This is a genomic window from Brevibacillus sp. FW306-2-1A-C05A, from assembly GCF_058781555.1.
The window spans coordinates 1-14,255 of record NZ_JBYSWV010000008.1; the positions used below are offsets into that span (position 1 = coordinate 1).

At 54.7% G+C, this 14,255-nt stretch carries 13 protein-coding genes and 2 pseudogenes; 5 read left to right on the top strand and 10 right to left on the bottom strand.

Annotated features, from left to right (window positions below):
• The 6 genes and pseudogenes from AC3WJN_RS07900 to AC3WJN_RS07925 form a co-directional block, all read right to left on the bottom strand.
• The coding region (locus AC3WJN_RS07900; RefSeq protein WP_492329238.1) for a transposase at positions 1-382 on the bottom strand (382 nt) is incomplete at its 3' end.
• Between the two features lie 92 nt (positions 383-474).
• On the bottom strand, positions 475-804 hold the full coding sequence (locus AC3WJN_RS07905; protein ID WP_005829600.1) for a DUF5682 family protein: 330 nt from the start codon (positions 802-804) through the stop codon (positions 475-477).
• Positions 792-1,890 (bottom strand): annotated as a pseudogene (locus tag AC3WJN_RS07910) (ATP-binding protein). Before AC3WJN_RS07910 ends, AC3WJN_RS07905 begins: the two are co-directional and overlap by 13 nt.
• A gap of 513 nt (positions 1,891-2,403) precedes the next feature.
• Positions 2,404-3,264 (bottom strand): tryptophan 2,3-dioxygenase, encoded by an 861-nt coding sequence (gene kynA / locus AC3WJN_RS07915; RefSeq protein ID WP_005829598.1) that lies wholly within the window; start codon positions 3,262-3,264, stop codon positions 2,404-2,406.
• 275 nt (positions 3,265-3,539) lie between these two features.
• Positions 3,540-4,679, bottom strand: a complete 1,140-nt coding sequence (locus tag AC3WJN_RS07920; protein WP_007786365.1) for an amidohydrolase family protein — start codon at positions 4,677-4,679, stop codon at positions 3,540-3,542.
• A gap of 266 nt (positions 4,680-4,945) precedes the next feature.
• Positions 4,946-5,557, bottom strand: coding sequence for a DedA family protein (locus AC3WJN_RS07925; protein WP_005829594.1), 612 nt, complete (start codon positions 5,555-5,557; stop codon positions 4,946-4,948).
• Positions 5,558-5,750: 193 nt separating this feature from the next.
• On the opposite strand from AC3WJN_RS07925, the gene AC3WJN_RS07930 reads away from it, so the two are divergent.
• The 3 genes from AC3WJN_RS07930 to AC3WJN_RS07940 all read left to right on the top strand — a co-directional run bounded on the left by AC3WJN_RS07930 (position 5,751) and on the right by AC3WJN_RS07940 (position 7,874).
• On the top strand, positions 5,751-5,918 hold the full coding sequence (locus tag AC3WJN_RS07930) for a hypothetical protein (RefSeq protein ID WP_007786367.1): 168 nt from the start codon (positions 5,751-5,753) through the stop codon (positions 5,916-5,918).
• A 203-nt stretch (positions 5,919-6,121) separates the two neighbouring features.
• Positions 6,122-6,619, top strand: a complete 498-nt coding sequence (locus AC3WJN_RS07935) for a cation:proton antiporter regulatory subunit (RefSeq protein WP_007786369.1) — start codon at positions 6,122-6,124, stop codon at positions 6,617-6,619.
• 1 nt (position 6,620) lies between these two features.
• Positions 6,621-7,874, top strand: coding sequence for a cation:proton antiporter (locus AC3WJN_RS07940; RefSeq protein ID WP_005829592.1), 1,254 nt, complete (start codon positions 6,621-6,623; stop codon positions 7,872-7,874).
• 62 nt (positions 7,875-7,936) lie between these two features.
• Here the strand turns inward: AC3WJN_RS07940 and AC3WJN_RS07945 are convergent, their stop codons facing one another.
• Both AC3WJN_RS07945 and AC3WJN_RS07950 read right to left on the bottom strand, forming a co-directional pair.
• Entirely contained in the window at positions 7,937-9,538 is a 1,602-nt protein-coding gene (locus AC3WJN_RS07945) for a SagB family peptide dehydrogenase (RefSeq protein WP_005829590.1), read from the bottom strand.
• Between the two features lie 32 nt (positions 9,539-9,570).
• A pseudogene (locus tag AC3WJN_RS07950) lies at positions 9,571-11,034 on the bottom strand (TOMM precursor leader peptide-binding protein); the annotation flags it as partial.
• A 49-nt stretch (positions 11,035-11,083) separates the two neighbouring features.
• Between AC3WJN_RS07950 and AC3WJN_RS07955 the strand changes: the two are divergent.
• A protein-coding gene (locus tag AC3WJN_RS07955) for an IS5 family transposase (RefSeq protein ID WP_193373893.1) occupies positions 11,084-11,859 on the top strand; the annotation gives its coding sequence in 2 pieces (ribosomal slippage) (positions 11,084-11,411 and positions 11,411-11,859; 777 coding nt in all).
• A 52-nt stretch (positions 11,860-11,911) separates the two neighbouring features.
• Complete coding sequence (locus tag AC3WJN_RS07960; protein ID WP_007786373.1) at positions 11,912-12,907, top strand: homoserine kinase; 996 nt, start codon at positions 11,912-11,914, stop codon at positions 12,905-12,907.
• Between the two features lie 397 nt (positions 12,908-13,304).
• Here AC3WJN_RS07960 and AC3WJN_RS07965 read toward each other — a convergent pair whose 3' ends face one another.
• Together AC3WJN_RS07965 and AC3WJN_RS07970 are read right to left on the bottom strand one after the other, a co-directional pair.
• Positions 13,305-13,643 (bottom strand): hypothetical protein, encoded by a 339-nt coding sequence (locus tag AC3WJN_RS07965; protein ID WP_007786377.1) that lies wholly within the window; start codon positions 13,641-13,643, stop codon positions 13,305-13,307.
• A gap of 25 nt (positions 13,644-13,668) precedes the next feature.
• On the bottom strand, positions 13,669-14,253 hold the full coding sequence (locus AC3WJN_RS07970; protein ID WP_492329239.1) for a hypothetical protein: 585 nt from the start codon (positions 14,251-14,253) through the stop codon (positions 13,669-13,671).
• Positions 14,254-14,255 lie beyond the last annotated feature (2 nt).

The window sequence follows — 14,255 nt, forward strand, 5'->3', positions numbered from 1 at the left end:
CGGTGGTATCTCCTTTAACCAAAAAGCCCTGATACAGCCAGCGATACATCGTTTTAAACGACACTTTCTGTTCGGGGCATTCCTGACTCATCCGTCCGGCAATCTGCTCGGGAGACCAGGTCTGCGCCAGCTTACGGGCAATATAATGCTCACGTTCAGGAGTCCACTTGCCTCTGGGAACAGACCGTTCGCGACGTTTCTCGTAAACCTCTTGCGCGGCTTCTGCCTGATATTCCCCTGCCTTACAACCCCGTTTTAACTCACGGGCAATGGTAGCATGATGCCGTTTGAGTTCTCTGGCAATGGCGCGGGCAGACCAACCCAACCGATGAAGGAGTGCTAGCTCACTACGCTCTGTTATGCTAAGATGTGTATAACTCATGATTGATTCTCCTGTGTAAATGGTGTTGTGGTGACTTCATTTTACACGAATCAATCATGGGCCGTTTTTTTATCTAGGTGTCGCACTTGATATTACAATCTGTCTCTCTTCCGCGCTTCGGTGAGCGCGACGTATTCCGGCGAATAGGCCAAAAACGGAAAGTAGCAGACGTACTTGTTCTCCCCGGACGCATACGCGTAGTAAATGCTGATCGGCGGCTTCGTCTGTTCATCGGTCAAAATCGGAATGAGGTGGTTGCTGTTGTCCGGCCCCTCGATCAAAATGATCTGCGGCGCGTATGCCTCAATCGTCTTTTGCAGATGGTAGGCGCAAGCAGGGCTGTGGTGCCTGACCGGAAAATAAACGACCTGCCCGGAAAGATCGTAGACCTCCTGCTCGACCAGCCTGTTTATTTGATCCATTTCTTCTCGTTGTAGTACGCTTCCCATAGGCCCTCTTCCTTTGCCCGTTCTTTGACCACCTTCGTGAAGTACGTTTTCAAAATGCCCGCGTCCTTCTGATTTTCCTTGACGACCGCACCCTGCAAGTTTTGCACCAGCCGCTCCAGCGTAATCGGCTTGCCCTCGTAGTAATAGGCGGTCATCGCGCTCTGCACGTAGACGGATACCGCTTCCGCCGTGCTCATGACGGATTGCGGCGACTCGATTTTGTAGCCTTCCTTCGTCTCGCCCGTGCGCAGCTCCATAAAGGTCGTCGCCAAAAGTTCCACGACATCGCGATCAATCTCGACTTCCACGCCGCTTTGCTGCAAAATCATTTTCGCTTGCGACTCGATGATTTGCGCTTCCATTTTGACGTGGTTGATCGGCGCGATCGTCTCGAAGTTGAAGCGGCGCTTGAGCGCTTCTCATCTCGTTGACGCCTTTGTCTCTTAGGTTGGCGGTGGCAATAATATTAAAGCCCGGCTTGGCAAACAAGATGCCGTCTGCAAGCTCGGGAATGTTCATGACTTTGTCGCTCAAAATGCTGATTAAGACGTCCTGCACCTCGAAGGGGCAACGGGTAATTTCTTCGAAGCGGGTGATGAAGCCCTTGTTCATGCCGTTGTACAAGGGCGACGGGACCAAAGCTTGCAGCGACGGTCCTTTGTCCAGCAGCATGGCGTAGTTCCACGAATACTTAATCATGTCCTCGGTCGTTCCCGCCGTGCCCTGGATCGTATTGGTGCTCGTGCCGCTAATCGCAGCCGAGAGCAGCTCGCTTAACATCGTCTTCGCCGTTCCCGGCTCGCCTACGAGCATGAGTCCGCGATTTCCGGCAAGCGTCACGATCGCCCGCTCGATCAGGGCATCATCGCCGTAAAACTTTTTCGTAATCTCGATGGACTCTCCTTCGTACGCAAGCGGCTTGTCGGTGCCGAGAATAAAGTCGCGGACCGCTCGCGGCGACAATTGCCAGTTCGGCGGCTTGGCTCCAGTGTCGTTGGCCCGCAAAGCAGCCAGTTGCGCTGCGTACAAAACTTCCATCGGCGGCTTCATCGTTTCCATCCAAATGCCCACTCCGTTTCGGCTTTTTCTGACAAACATGGCTTATCTCAAAAATAATAAGCAAAGCAAACTTGGGAAATTAAGGGTATTTGTGCCCAATATTAGGAAGAATATGTGAAAATTTGCGCTTGGAGTCCTGGTGCGCGGCAATTTGAGGCGGGACTTTCGAGGACAAAAAACCTGGATCCCCCCAGGCAGTCAACAAGCAGCGAAATGATTACATCCACCTTTTTTTCGGTCACGGCTTTCTCCTTCTTCCTTGATTGTAACATGACATGCAAAAAGTTCCATTTTTTCGAAGAGTTCTTTTTGTGAAGCATCGACAACCGGATGGAAGTTTTCTGCCAGGTACGTTCTTTGCCGTCGGATGCATGCTAGGCTTAGCATCGTGCTGTTCCTGTGTCCTGATAGCTCACGCGCTTTGCGCGTCAAAAAAACAGGCGTGACCGAACATGTTTGTCCGCACGCCTGTTTGCTGTGGCATTTTACCGTTGCCTATTCGCTTGGATTGTCCTATAGCTGTGTGCGCAGGCTCCACAGCTCCGGGAAAAAACGGTGATCGAGCGCCCTGCGCAAATAAGCGACGCCAGAGGAACCGCCCGTTCCGGGCTTTTGCCCGATGATGCGCTCCACGGTCGTCATATGGTTGAAGCGCCATTGCTGCTGCTGGCTGGCGATGTCGACGAGCTTTTCCGCCAGCTCGTACAAGTCCCAGTATTGGTGCACGTCGCGGTAAACCGTCAGCCAGGCTTGCTCGACGCTCGCGTTTGGCTGATACGGCTGCGACCAGTCCCGCTCCAGGCACGCCGGGTCGATCGGCAAGCCGCGCGCCGCCATTTCCTTGATCGCCGCATCGTAAATGCTCGGCGCATGCAACGCTTTGTTCAACTGCCCGTGCAGCTTTGGCTGATGCTCGTACACGGCCAGCACATGAGCGTTTTTGTAACCGAGCGTAAATTCGATCAGCCTGTTTTGAAACGACTGAAAACCGGACGAGTGCCCGAGCTTGTCGCGGAACTGCAAGTAATCGGCGGGAGTGAGCGTGGAGAGCACATCCCACGACTTGATAAGCTGTTGCTGGATGCGCGACACCCGCGAAAACATCTTGAACGCCGGCTCCAGCTCGTGATTGGCAATACAGTCCATCGCCGCGGCAAGCTCGTGCAAAATCTGCTTCATCCACAGCTCGCTCACCTGGTGAATAATGATGAACAGCATCTCATCGTGATGAGTCGACAGCCGCTGCTGGCTTGCCAAAATTTTGTCCAGATGCAGGTAGTCGCCATACGTCATTTCCTTCTTGAAATCGGTATGGATATCGTGTTCCAGCGAGGACTTGTCCGGTTCGTTGCTTCCATGCGGATGGGGATTCATCTGTGGTCGGCCTCCTTTTTCCGTTTCATGCAGACGATATGTATGCGCTTACATTACTGGGCACGTACTGGCTTTACGTATTAATTCCTTGCCGCCCTGCACAGTTCCTGCTGTTCGGTTCTTGTCCGCCTGCATTTTCTCCGTGAACATGGCCGCCCCAGAGGAAAAGGGCAAGGATGTCGGCTCCTTGCCCCGCCGTTGCAAGCCATGGCTTCTCAGTCCCCTTGGCGAACCGTTCGATAACATGGCTACGCCAACAAGCCATTGGCGCAGCCTTAGTCGCGCGAAAACAACGGCCTCGCCCGCCCTTCATCCAGATAGGCCCGCGCATGCCCCCAGAAGTATTTGCCCGGCTGCATGTAAGCGGCAAGCCCCGCCCGCGCAATCGTGCGTGCCGCCTCTTCATTCGCCTCCGTCAAAATGCGCTGCTCATCCACGGTCAGCACCTGCCGCTGATCCATGACCAACTGTCCGTCGACGATCACGTGGTTCACATCGCCGCCAACGGCCTGGTACACCAAGCGTTGGACGTGCATCGTTTCCGGCGTCAAATGAGCCTGCTGCATGTTCACCGTAATCACATCGGCCTTTTTCCCTGCTTCGAGCGAGCCCAGCTCGTCGTCCCAGCCCACGCAGCGCGCCGCATCAATCGTCACCATTTCCAGCAGCTTGCCGGGCGGCAGGTAAAAGTAATCGCGCAGAGCCGCCTGCTGCAAAAGCTGCATTCTGCGCATCGCCTGAAACATGTCAAACGGCGTCATCGGCGAAGTGCCGTCCGTCGTGATGGCGACGGTCGCCCCCATTTCCAATAGCTCGGTGATCGGCGTCCAGTCGTTGATTTGCCCGAAACCGGGAGAAGCGCTCACATTCGTCCCCGTCTCCGCCAAAATTTTCGCTTCGTCAAACGAAATGCCGCGACAATGCTGCAAGTGGACGTCTGGACCGAGCAAGGCGTACTCTTTGTCTTGCACAGCCAGATGAATCATGCCGCCAAACGCGTCAGAGTGAATCCGCGTGTCGTACTTGCGGGCAATTTCCCGGATTTTTCGCGCCTGGTAACGGTCAAAATCGGTGAGGCCAAACAACTGAGCCGACGGGTTGATCGACGTGACGATGACAAACGGCGTGATGTACGCCCGCGTCCTGTCCGAGTTGGCATGGTGCAGCGCCTCGATCACCGCTTCGGCTCCCGCCAGCACTTCTTCGTAGGTCACTTCCTTCGTCACCTTTTTCCCGTCGACCCAGCGGCTGAACGGATGCGGCCACGGCGGGTTGCACGGCCCTGTGCAAACGATCTCCCGCACCCCGACCTCCACGATCCGCCCGTCGTCAATCGCAACTGCGCCGTCCGCAATCACCCGTCTGTCCTTGTCCATCGTGATGACCACGCCGTTTACGAGCAATACATCGATCATTGGCAATCGCCTCCCTGTCTTTTTGTGCATGAGGGAAAAAGCGTGCTGCGGTCCCCTACCCTACACGATAACGAAAAGCAATGCCGTTGTATTTGCAAGAGTATTACGACTTTTTTCACGATCTTTACCTGTTTCGCCTGCCTGCCCGCTTTTGGCGACGCTTTCGCTGCCTGTATGCCGATACGATTTTGTCAAAAGGCTCCCTAGCTGAAAAAACCACCTTTCCCAAACGGAAAGATGGCGGATGGCTGACAGCGGGCAACGCTTTATGGATGGGTTCTGCGCTTGCGCAGGAAAACGATGAGAAAAACAAGAGCAGCGACAGCGATCACCCCGTAGACAAAGTGGGAGTAGACGTCCATCACGTGCAAAACATCTTGCCACGATTCGCCGAGAAACGCCCCGATCCACACCAGGGCAATGTTCCACAGCAGCGTCCCGATGCTCGTAAACAGCAAAAACAGCGGGAGATTCATCCGGGTCATCCCCGCCGGAATGGAAATGAGACTGCGCACCAACGGAATCATCCGGCAAAACAAAATCGTCCAGTAGCCGTATTTGTCAAACCAGGCATGCGCTCTCTCGATGTCTGTCTGCTTGACCCGCAGCAGATGTCCCCAGCGCTCTACGACCTTCTCGATTTTTCCTACGTCCAAATAGTAGCCGATCCCGTAAAGCAAAATCGCGCCGAGTACGGACCCGAACGTGGCCGACAAAATGACACCCGGCACGGTCAACGCCGAGTGTGTGGTCATAAAACCGCCAAATGTCAGGATCACTTCAGAAGGAATCGGTGGAAATACGTTTTCCAGCGCCATCATCAAAAAAATGCCCAGATAGCTGTATTGTTCAATGAAATGCGTCAGCCAGTTTTGCATACTACCCCTCTTTTATATCAACCGATGCTTATGATTCAAGTATAGAGACGATTTGTTCATAGTTCAATGAAAAGCGGCATTTGCCCGGGAGAATCTGTGCAAAGCTATGGGCCTTGCGCACGCCAAATCTGGTAAATATGGTACAATTCTTTCTATTAGATAGATTAGCAGAAAATGTAAAAGGAGCGAGCCGATGCTGGTTTTGGTTGCCGTCGTTGCCGTTGCTGCTTTGGCTGCCCTGTACGACGCCCTGCGGAAAATCAACGCGAACATTCTCATGCAAGTCGAGCAAAACGAACGAATCATCAAGCTGCTGGAAGACATCAAAAAAAAGACAATCATAGTGTTCAACCCAAGTTAAAGATCGTTTACCTGGACTACTCGCAGAGGCGGTCTTTTTTTGTACTTTTCTGCCCATTCAGAAACCAGACAAAGTGTGTCATATTTTTTGCAAACTGTTTCGAAATGTAGACTATTCGCATCATTTAAGTATATGATGATATTAGCAAACAATTATTTGTTTGTCGAAAAACAGGTGGATTCCACTTTTTAGGAGGCGTTTCCATGTTCACTATCAGGGAATCAGATTTGCCAGGAATCGGACGAAAGTACCAGGTGGAAACAAGAAGCGGCGACAAGCTGATTATCATTATCCACGATGACGGCCAACGGGAAATTTACCATTTTGACAAAGACGACTGGGACGAAAGCGTCTCCATGGTCACGCTGGATGACCAGGAATCGCGGCAGTTGGCTGGCATCATCGGCGGGATGACCTACAAGCCGAAAGCGCTGGAAACGATCGAGATGGCGCTCGACCAGCTCGTGATTGAATGGTACAAGATCGAGCCAGGGTCAGCCTGCATCGGCAAGTCGATCGGGGAACTGGACATTCGCCAAAAGACCGGGGCTACCATCATCGCCATTATTGAAAAGGATCAAAAGCAAAAAGTGAGTCCGGGACCAGAGTGCGTTCTGACTGCAGGCGTGACGCTGGTTGTGGCAGGTGAGAGAGGGCAGGTGAAGGTGTTAAAATCTACACTCATATCAGGGGGGGCTTGATTTGGAACACATCGTCTTTGAAATTGGTCTAGCCATTGGCTTGATTGCCATCGCAGGGTTCATTTCGCAAAAACTCCGCTTTTCCATCGTTCCGTTTTACATCCTCATCGGCATGGCCGTAGGGCCGCACGCCGCTTCGATCGGTCTGATCGACTTTCGGTTTATTGAAAGCGAACCGCTCATTGACTTCATGGGTCGGATGGGTGTTTTGTTCCTCTTGTTTTACGTCGGGCTTGAATTTTCGGTTGGCCGTCTGATTAAAGCGGGACGCTCTATCGCGATCGGCGGCACTATCTATATAGGCATCAACTTTACGCTCGGCTTGCTCTTCGGGTACTTTGCCGGGGTTCCTTTCAAAGAAATTCTCATTATCGCCGGTATTACGACGATCTCCTCTACAGCCATCGTGGCAAAAGTGCTGGTGGATCTTAAACGGACAGCCAACCCGGAAACGGAAATGATTCTGGGCATGATTATGTTTGACGACCTGTTCCTCGCTGTTTACTTGTCCATCATGTCCGGTCTCGTGCTCAGCGGAGCCACATCGGTCGTCGGCGTCCTCACTTCTGCGCTGATCGCACTCGGCTACATGCTTCTGTTCATCATCGTAGGGCGCAAGCTCGTTCCATTGCTCAACCGTGCGCTCAATATCAAATCAAATGAACTTTTCATGTTGACGGTCTTTGCAGGCCTGTTCCTCGTAGCTGGTTTCTCGGAAACCATCCACGTAGCCGAGGCGATTGGCGCCTTGCTCGTCGGTCTGGTCCTTGCAGAAACGGTCCATATGAAGAGAATTGAGCACATGATTCTGCCTTTCCGCGACTTTTTTGGCGCCATGTTCTTCTTCAGCTTCGGCTTGTCGATTGACCCGCTTCAGCTCGGCGGAGCTGTCTGGCTGTCACTGGCGGCTGTCGCCATTACGCTGATCGGAAACTACACCGCCGGACTTCTGGCCGGGCGCAGCGCAGGCTTGTCGGCACGCGCTTCCTCGAACATCGGGCTGACGATTACGGCGCGCGGGGAATTTTCCATCCTGATTGCGAATATGGGGAAAGCAGGCGGACTGTTGGAAATTTTGCAGCCATTCACCGCCCTCTACGTCCTGATTCTGGCCATTCTCGGCCCGGTACTGACGAAGGAATCGAAACATATTCACAACCTGCTCAGCAAAGTGCTGCCGCTGGAGAGGATGTTTCAGGCAAAAGCAGCCAAGGCATCTGCTCCTGCGCCAAGCGCGGAAAAGCAACAAGGGTAATCATCCATAACGAAGAGAAGGCTGATTTCTGTGCATCCGGCGCACGTCAGCCTTCTCTTTTTTTACCCATGCAAGCTCCCCTCTAGGCGGACTCGCGGCCTGTACGAGCCAACGGGCAACTGAATCAGGCACGTCTTCTGCTCATCTGCCAGCCCGTAAATGCCGTCGCTTTTCGCCACATCGTACCCGAGCAGCGGATGTCCTCCCAGCCCGCAGGAAAAAGCGCCAAGCAGCAAGCGGTGTACCGCGATCCCCGCCTGCATCTGCAAAATCCTGTAGCCTCTGTCCCCCCATCTGTCGCGCAACTGGTTTCGCTCCCCCGCTACGTGGAAGCAGAGCGGCACCTGAAACAGATTGACATTGTCGAGCGTCATGCCCGCTTGCAGCTCCAGCCGCTGGTCCCCGTACCGTCTCGCCAGCAGACTGTGGCTGTCTGGCTCGTAGCGGTACGCCCCGTTTTCGATGCCGTCCACCTGGTGAATGCAGACGCAGAGCGCGGGCAGCCCACTGTCTGTGCCGCCGAGGTCATGGCGGTAGCGAAAAGCGCCGAACGCCTCCTGCAAGAGAGCGGATAGCTGCTCCTGGGCGATTTTTCGCCAAACAAAGTCAAGCTCCGGCGAAGTGCGGCGGCGGCAAAACTCCGCGAAATCGTACCGCTGCGGCAAGCTGTCCGGCAAAACATGCCGCTTCTTTGCACTGTCCGCGACTGGCTGCTCGGCGGCGGCTCGCGGAGTTCCAAATGAAGCGGTCGACTCGTACATCGCCGCTTCATTCATTTTGCGCAGCAGCGGGTAGTCTTTTTGCCTCTGCGAGCCGATATGATACCGATGCGTGACAGGTTCTAGCTGCCGGAGCAGTTGTTCAGCCGTCGTCTCCCCTCGGGATTTCGCTCCAGCGGAAAGCCCCGGCGCTGCGGGCAGCGGCCACGCTTCCTGTCGCTTCGCTGCAAGCGGCATGATCGCGTACACGCTCTCTTCGTTTCCGGACAAGCCGAGCAGGTGGTTGATTGCGCGATCCAAAAACAAATAGTGCACCCCTGTTTCGATGCCGCAACCCTCGGCCAAAGCCAACCATTGCCCGAGCAGCACTCCCGTGTCCAGCCCTTGCAGCCGGTATGAAAACAGGTCGTATTTAAAGGCGTTTTTCCAAAAGTAAGCGGAGACAAACAGCGCGCCAAAGCAATGGTGAAGCGCGCAGCGCTGGCCGAGCGACTGGCTTACGTATGCATCGAAGTCGCCTTCGCGAAGCAGCACGAGCCGATGATGCGCCACATCGTAATGATAGACGCCCTGGGCCATGTACGAGAGCTTTCCGTACAGGTAGACTTCGTTCGGATACAACGCCCCGCCGGAAGGAATCGCCCTGCGGTAAGACTGCACGGGAAACAGCCCCTCCTCCGCGGCCTCTTGCGGAAATACCGTCTGGCTGACTTTTGCCAGTCCGTACATATAGTAGAGCAGGCTGCCGAGCTGGGCGAGCGACGGTTCGCCCTCTACCTTTTCCTCCGCCAGTGACAATGCCACCTCCGCAGGCAACGACACAGCCGGCAAGCCGCTATACAGCTTGTAGGGCAGCGGAGCGTCGTCCCAGTTCACTTCCAGATCGGGCGGCCTGACTTTTTCGGTGGCAAAATGCAGGTCGTGCACGAAACGCTCAAGGCTCATTTCCTCACACTCTCCCCCTTTGGTCGTTGCTTTTACGGAAACGGGTGCGGATGCGGATTCAGTTGGGCGTACGTGAGCGGCTGTTTGGCGTAGCCGAGCGTGACCGGAACGTGCAAGACGCGCTCCAGATTGGTCAGCCGCGTCAAATGGTGACCAAACGTCATCGGTAGCATCCCCGGAATCAGGACGCGCACGCAGGACAGCCCGATGCGGCTCACCTCTGGCGTCGTCTGCTCCACGACGATCACGTCGAGCTGCAAGCGGCGAAATACAGCCAACAGCTCCTTTAAGTCGTCTGTCAGATCCGCGTGCCTGCCCGGCTGCGCAAACACCTCGGCAAACGACTGCTGCGGCCCGTTATTTTCGAGCAAAAAGCCGAGGCGTTCTTCCGCCTCCGGCAAGCCGTAGAGCATGGCGTGATCGTCCATTTTTTTCACGAGCGAGGCGTCGTGGTACATGCGCACATAGCGGTCGCGGTTCGCTTCAAACTTGTCGTGCAAATTGTTCAGCATCGCTGCCGTCTCGTGCAGCCCGCTTTTGACTGCCCGGATCGGATCGGGATGGGCGCCGCCTGCGCAGACGAGATTCAGCCCTGTCTGTTTGCGGTTTTTCGCGATCATCCACACGCTCGGAATGCCGTTTTCCAGCGTCGCGTTGAACAAGTGCAGGTCGTAGTCGGTGACGGACTCAAGCCGCGCGAGCATCAAGTCCAGCTCCCGGTCGCCGGACGTCGCCGGATCGAGCCTCGGCAGCGGCAGCCGGGCATACCAGGTGAGCAAAAAAGCATCGCGCTCCACCACTTCCAACATGCCGTAAAAAATCGCTTCCTCCAGGCTTCCCCCGATCGCACAGCCATTGGACGTCTCGAAGACGAATCCGTCTCCGTAGCCGAGACTGTAGTAAGCCATCCGCTCGGGAACGAGGATCGGCCGCTCCTTCATGCAGGAATAGCCCCATACCCAGTTCATCGGTCGTTTCGGGTCGAACGGCTGAAAAGGAAAGCCGGGCATAGCGTACTGCTCCCGGGAATGAACGCCGCATGTCACAGGGTCGAGCGCGTGCTCCGCCAGATTCGCGTAGCAGTCGTAGACGACCGTTTTTTTGCCGCGCGGCGTCAAGCCGCAGTAGCGCTCCAGCCCTTCCAGAATCGCCGTCCACTCGCTGTCGGCATAGGAATTGGACCGCCCCGCTGTCGCTTCGTCGTGGGGAAACAGCGGCAGATTGACGCTCACATCCGAGTAAACCGAGACGAGATCGCGCATTTTCCCGTTTAAAAAGCCTGTCCGCGCATCCACGTATTCCGTGCGCAGCGCGGGCTGCAACTCCGCCATCGACTTCACGCGGTAGCTGTCCGGATGCCGCTTCGGACTCGGCTTCCAGGCAAACGTCGCCCGCTCTGACGTGTCCTCGTCCAGACGACCGCAAATGCCGCAGAGCGGATCGGCGAGAAAAAAGTGGCGAGAGCTTGCCAACGTCTCTAGAGCGTATCTGAAAACTAAAGAAAAATATGGTATCCTATGAGAAAAACGAATTGGAGCACTGAGGATGATACAACGACGGTATGAAATAAGTGATGAGCAGTGGAATCAAATAAAAGATATGTTTCCACGATACAGAACAGGAAGACCGTCTAAATTAAGCAATCGGACGATGTTTAACGCAATTCTTTGGATTGCACGAAGCGGTGCAGCTTGGCGCGATCTACCCGAAGAACTCTATGGTTCATGGAAAACAGTTTATAGTCACTTTTGCCAATGGAGAGATACAGGATTACTTGTAGCAATCTTTCAATCCCTCCAGGTTGAACCCGATTTTGAAAACTTGAGCATCGACTCTACATCGATAAAAGCTCATCAACATAGTGCGGGTGCTAAAAAAACGCCCCCGGCCACGAAGTAAATCAGCATATCGGCGTCAGCCGTGGGGGCAAGACAACCAAGCTTCATACCGTCGTTGATGGCTTAGGTAATCCTCTCGCTTTTCTCCTGACGGGTTGTCAGGTCTATGATAGCGTCCCCGCCATTGATTTACTTCAAGAATTAGATATTGCTGGTAGTCATATTCTTGGCGATAAAGCCTATGGCTCAGAAGCAATTCGGAACTGGATTACATCACGCGAAGCATCCTTTACCATCCCTCCTAAAGCAAACTGTAAAGAACCTTGGGATGTGGATTGGTATCGCTACAAAGAACGCCACTTGGTGGAGTGCTTTTTCAATAAAATCAAGCATTTTCGTCGTATAGCCACCCGCTACGATAAATTGGCAAAATCATTCCTAGCGTTTGTACACATTGCCTCTATTTTTAAATTGACTCAGTAAGAGTTTTCAGACACGCTCTAGTATTCAGAACGCTGGAACAGGGGGCTGTTACGTGAAAAGCAACGCACTTGCAACCGAGGAAATGATTCTCGCTGACTTGACGGAGGCGGTAGCGCAATTCTTCGGCCTGACGATCAGCAAAGCCACTCCCATCAACCGGGGGTGGCTCAATTTGAAATGGAAGATCAGCACGGAAGATGGGAGCTTTTTGCTAAAGCAGTACAACAAAGACAGATTTGCCTTGTACCATTCGGCGGACCTGGCTCTCGCTTTTTCCCAGCAAGCGAGATTGCATGCGGCGGGCCTCCCTTGCCCGAAGCTGCTGGCGCACGCCGGACAGTTTTTGTTGGAATCGGCTGGCAAAGAACGGTTTCTGGTCATGGAATTTTGCCCAGGCACCCTCGTTCCGCCGGGAATAGCAAATGCAGCGCAAATGTACGAGCTGGGCCGGGCGACGGGAACCATGCACCGGCTGCTAAACGACGGAACGGCTGGAACGCAAAAATCCCCGCAGTTTACGCCCCCACGCCGCGAAGAGCGGCTGGCTCATTGGCACTCGGTCTATGACCAGGCGAAAGCAGCCGGAAAGCCGCAGCTTCTCGACAAGATCGAATGGCAAATCCGCGCGACCGAGAGAGTGGACCTGGAACGGTTCACCGCTTTGCCCTGCGGGTGGGCGCATCGCGATCTGTGGGCGGACAATATTTTGTTTCGTGCGGAGCGCGTAGCGGCCATCCTCGACTTTGACCGATTGAAGTACGACTACCCGGCGCTTGATGTTGCGCGGGCGGTCCTATCGTACGCGTTGGACGAGCAGTTCGATCCTGCCCTCGCCTCGGCTTTCATGGCCGGATACAAGGAGGAACGGCCTGCGTCGGCGGACGGCTGGTTGGCAACTGCCCTGTCGCTGCTCTGGTATATGGAAAGCACCTGGTGGATTACGGCGCGGATGGACGAGCACAGCGTGCCTCCAGCCCGCTTCGCGAAAGAAATGATCTGGCTGGCTGAGCATGGGGAAAGCTTGGCGGAGATGCTTGAGGGATTATAGGTGGTTGACAGAATGTTATTATGGTAAACAAATATGGCGAGGAAAAGTGGAGATTGGAAAGCGGCGGTTTGTTTGTCTGAGGAAATGGCTAATGTATTGTTGAACCATATAGCCCGGCCATATGGCTAAACCGTATTGCCAGACCACATTGTCACACCGTATTGCTAGACTATACATAATCAAACCGCATTGCCAACCTGCATCGCCAAACCGCATAGCTATACCACATTGCCCAAGCCCCTCCTTCGCAAAACAACGATGCTTACCAAATTGTAACCGATCCAAAAAGGCAGCGGCCCGCCTGGAGCGTGCTGCACGTATGCTTGCGGCATACTGCTCGTTGCTCCTGACCGACCACTGCCCTTTTATTTTTTACCCGACAAGGCGTATGCCCCCTCTACCTGCCTCGCTTGAGTAGCGTACTCCCCTTCCAGTCAAAGCCGAGCGGGGCCCCGCTTTTTTCCGGGACCCACCCTTGCGCCACCGCTTCCGTGATGATCGCCTCCACCTCAGATGGCTTGATTGCCCGGCGCTCGCGCGTTGGCGCTGAGCCGCTCGCACCCGCCGACCTCGCGTCATGCACATCCGCTTTGGCATAGACGCGGATCAACTGCCCGGTTCCTTCCGCATGCTGAATCGTGACGACGATCAGCCCGTCGGCAGCGGGGCTGACCACCCAGCGGTATTCCGTTTGCCCCACGGTAATTTTCCGTGTGCCTTTTTTGCTTAACGCCATACCTTCCTCCTGTTCTTCCTGTCGGTCACTTCTGTCGTTGTTCATGATGCATCGGATTGGCTGGGCGCTCGCCTGACTCGGGGAGCGCGAAGCTCATCGCCTGAAACCAGACAAACACAGCGAGCAACAGCAAAGCCCCGACGACGGGATGCCGTAGCGCAAGCAACGTTGCGGACGGCTCCGCCTTCTTCTGTTCAGGCAGATGCCACCTCTCCATCAGCAAAAGACATGCCGTGTACAGCATCACCAGAAAAAACAAAAGCGGCTCCGCCTGCTCCAGCGTTATCATTTCACCAAGCATAGCCCCCATCATGCCCGCCATCAGGCCGGATAGCGTGCCTTCCACCACGGTCAGCGTCGACAAGGGCACGCCCACCAAAAAGCCTGCCGTAGCGCCTGACGACATCCCCCACAGCGTGGAACGAGAAAGGCTCCCTTGGAATACGAGCCCAAACAACAGACCAGCGATCAGCCCAACCAGCATCCCGATCGCCATGGCGCCTACCATCCCGTGCATCGGCTGTATGTGCCCTCTTCTTCGCCAGACCAGCCAGGCAAACCAGACGTACGCGATAATGACGAACGCAAAAATCTGGAAAACGGCGCTCATGA